Raw genomic sequence first — 2,936 nt, forward strand, 5'->3', positions numbered from 1 at the left:
GCCCGACGAGGAGGTGACGGGCAACGGCGCGGCCGCCGCAATCGCCCGTGGCTGCACCGCCGATGCGGTGCTGATTCCGGAACCTACCGACGAACAGCTGGTTTCGGCCAATTCCGGCGTCATCAAATTCCGCATCACCGTCCATGGCGTGCCCGCACATCCGAGGGAAGCAGAGTCCGGCGTCAGCGCCATCGATGCCGGGCTCGGCCTGATCGGCCACCTGCAGCGTCTTGCGGCCAAGTGGAACGACGAACGCGCGCGCCATCCCGGTTTCGAGGAGATCGCCAATCCCGCATCGCTCAACATCGGCACCATCTCCGGCGGCGAGTGGCTGGCCTCGGTCCCTTTCGCCTGCTCCTTCGAGGGCCGGATCGGCTTCTATCCTGGCGACGATCCCAGGCAGCGCGCCGCCGCGTTCGAAGCCTTCGTCGCCGATACGGCAAGTGCGGATCCGCGGCTCGCCAAGGCAAATCCGAAGGTCGAGTGGATCGGCGTCATGCAGACCGGCTACCGCATGCGGCCGCACTGCTCCGCCGGACAGGTTCTGCAGGAAGCACACGGTCTGGCGCATGGCGGTGAGATGCGTTCCTACGTCATGACCTGTTATCTCGACGCGGCGCTCTTCGCCGTCCATGCGAATATACCGGCGCTGGTCTATGGACCGGTTTCGGAGAATATTCATGGCATTGACGAGCGCGTCAGCCTGTCGTCGCTGCGCCGGGTGACGAAGACGATCGCGCTGTTCGCCGCCGGCTGGTGCGGCGTGGAGCGGGCAATATAACCGGGGAGCCGGCTACACCTCCTCGGTTTCAAGCACGAATGTGCCCGCCGGTATCCGGTTGGTGATCATGGCGCGGATGCCAGCATCGATGGCGGGGTCGGTTTCGTCGAATAGGCCGCAGGCCCGCAGCGCCTTGCGCTGGTCGACGGAGCGGCCGAGATATTCCAGAAGCACGACCGAGGCTGCGGGTCTCCGCCCCCGTAAAAGGGGCATGCCCGTCTGGATGCCGACCAGATAGGCGACGCTCGTCTGGTAGCTCGGATAGAGGATCACCTGGGTGATGCTGGTTTTGAGCAGGATTTCGGATTCGAGCGCGAATATGCGATCGCCGAGCAGCAGCAGCGCGGCCGAATATTTCGAGGTCTTCACGCCATATTTGCCGAAATGGACGAGCCTTTCCATGCATTTCCAGAAATAGCGGCCGTCCTTTTCATAGATCACGACGAGGCATTTGATGATCTTGCCGGCATAGCCGAACGAGTAGAAATAGCGGAAATAGTAGCCGACATAGCGCCCGAGATCGCCGGACCGCTGATAGAGCTGCTCCATGTGCACCAGCAGGTCCGACGGCGCGTGGACGCCGAGCGGGCGGCGGCGCAGGCCGACGATCTCGGCAAAGCGCTGCTGGTCCATCAAAAGCTCGCCTTCGGTCACGCCGAAGAAATCGCAGATCTTGCGCATGTTGCGGCGTGACGGCCAGGTCTGGCCGCTCAGATATTTGTTGAACTGCTGGCGGTTGATCTGCAGGCGCCGACACACGGCGGCGATCGACGGATAATAGCTGCACAGGAAGGCGAGGTTCTGGGGAAGCGGTTCGGTCTGCATGGATCTAATGCATACTGACGCCAGAACAGTGTCAAGTCGCGAAGGGTCGCGAAATTGTGCGACACTGCCGATTTGCCCAAGGTGGCGCCCGCCAAACAGAGGGCCTCACCTTGCGCACAGTGTCCAACTTCCCCCATCCGATCCGCTCGGTCGACCATTTCGAGATCCCGATGCCGGACGGTTGCCGGCTTGCGGCGCGCATGTGGCTTCCCGAGGGTGCTGAACAAAAGCCGGTGCCGGCAATCCTGGAATATATCCCCTATCGCAAGAACGATCTGACCGCCGCGCGCGATGTCGTCATGCATCCCTACGTAGCTGGCCACGGCTACGCAGTGGTGCGCGTCGACCTGCGCGGAACCGGCGATTCCGAAGGGCTGATGCTCGACGAATATCTCCAGCAGGAGCTGGACGACGGCTGCTCGGTCATCGAATGGCTGGCGACCCAGCCCTGGTGCGACGGCAAGGTTGGCATGATCGGCATCTCCTGGGGCGGTTTCAACGGGCTGCAGATCGCCGCCATGCGTCCGCCGGCGCTGAAGGCGGTGATCAGTTGCGCCTCGACCGACGACCGCTACGCCGACGACGTCCACCACATGGGCGGCACGCTGCTTATCGACAATCTCTCCTGGGCCGCGATCATGTTCGGCCGCAACACGCTGCCGCCGGATCCCCGCAACAAGCCGGACAACTGGCGTGCTTTATGGCACAGCCGGCTGAAGGAAAGCGGGTTGTGGCTGAAGAACTGGCTGGAGCACCAGCACCGCGACGAATTCTGGAGGCACGGCTCGGTCTGCGAGGATTTCGACGCGATCGCCTGTCCGGTCTATGCCGTCAGCGGTTGGGCCGACGGCTATTGCCGCTCCGTCTTCCGCCTCATGGAAAAGCTGCAGGGTCCGCGCAAGGGGCTGGTCGGGCCGTGGGCGCACACCTATCCGCATATCGGCAAGCCCGGTCCCGCCATCGGCTTCCTCCAGGAATGCGTCCGCTGGTGGGATCACTGGCTGAAGGGCCGCGACACCGGCATTATGGGCGAACCGATGCTGCGCCTGTTCGTGCAGGACAGCGCCCCGCCGCAAACCTCCTATGAATTGCGGGCCGGACGCTGGGTGACGGAGCCGGCATGGCCGTCGCCGAATGTCGAGCGGCAGTCTTTCTTCCTTTCCGGCAATGGGCGCCTGTCCGCACGCCAGGCAGATCATGCGTCTGGAAGGCAAGCGATCCGTTCGCCCTTGTGGGTCGGCCTGCGCGGCGGCAAATGGTGCTCCTACGCCACGCCCGGCGACCAGCCGGCGGACCAGCGCGGCGACGACGCCGGCAGCCTTGTCTACGA

3 protein-coding genes are annotated in these 2,936 nt (G+C 63.9%); 2 read left to right on the top strand and 1 reads right to left on the bottom strand.

The window, feature by feature from the left end; all coding sequences use genetic code 11:
* A partial coding sequence (locus EN964_RS30460) for a M20/M25/M40 family metallo-hydrolase (RefSeq protein WP_127277131.1) occupies positions 1–781 on the top strand: 781 nt, incomplete at its 5' end.
* A gap of 12 nt (positions 782–793) precedes the next feature.
* Here the strand turns inward: EN964_RS30460 and EN964_RS30465 are convergent.
* On the bottom strand, positions 794–1,606 hold the full coding sequence (locus EN964_RS30465; protein WP_127267312.1) for a helix-turn-helix transcriptional regulator: 813 nt from the start codon (positions 1,604–1,606) through the stop codon (positions 794–796).
* A gap of 119 nt (positions 1,607–1,725) precedes the next feature.
* Here EN964_RS30465 and EN964_RS30470 point away from each other — a divergent pair.
* On the top strand, positions 1,726–2,936 hold a 1,211-nt coding region (locus EN964_RS30470; RefSeq protein ID WP_245490703.1), incomplete at its 3' end, for a CocE/NonD family hydrolase.

This window comes from Mesorhizobium sp. M7A.F.Ca.CA.001.10.2.1, from assembly GCF_003998575.1.
In the GTDB taxonomy this organism is placed as follows: domain Bacteria; phylum Pseudomonadota; class Alphaproteobacteria; order Rhizobiales; family Rhizobiaceae; genus Mesorhizobium.